Here is a 602-nt window from a genome sequence, read left to right on the forward strand (position 1 = left end):
AGGTGTTCATTTGCAATGATGAACTCAAGGCCGTATCTGTAGTACTTCTCTTCATTTTCCTTATCGAAAATGCTCTGCAAAAAGCTAATAATATCCTGAAGTCTCTTATCGTGCCATTCGTCATATCTAAGTTCGACGTTCTTGATTCCATTTCTGATTTCACCAATGGTCTTTCCCACAACGGCCAGATTCACATACCTTTGGAAATTATCGATATCGAATTCGGCCGGGCCAACAAAAACTGTTGTATTGACGCTTACACCAAGATCCGTGACTATCGAAACGTTAAGATAGCCCTTGGTAATCCTTGAAATCGAAACGCTGTTAACTACAAGTTTATCTAACTTAGGCTTTTCGATGACGACAAAGCCCGATACAGCTCGTGCAAGAATCCTCGTCATTCCCTGCAACAGATGCTCGATATCTCCGACAAAGCTGGTGCGCCTTATTGCAATAGCCACATTACTCTCCTGAAGGTCTTCAGTAATAGTCTTGACTGAATCAAGATAAAATCTGAACCCCTTATCTGTCAAAACTCTACCTGACGAAGTATGTGGCTGGTAGATATATCCAAGAAACTCCAGTTTTCGCATGTCATTTCT

General features: G+C 41.4%; 1 pseudogene. It reads right to left on the reverse strand.

The annotated features are described in order from the left end of the window. Positions 1 to 533 (reverse strand): annotated as a pseudogene (locus BG32_RS03680) (heat-inducible transcription repressor HrcA); the annotation flags it as partial. Positions 534 to 602 lie beyond the last annotated feature (69 nt).

Origin of the sequence: Mesotoga sp. HF07.pep.5.2.highcov (assembly GCF_003666285.1) — a bacterium.
GTDB lineage: Bacteria > Thermotogota > Thermotogae > Petrotogales > Kosmotogaceae > Mesotoga > Mesotoga prima.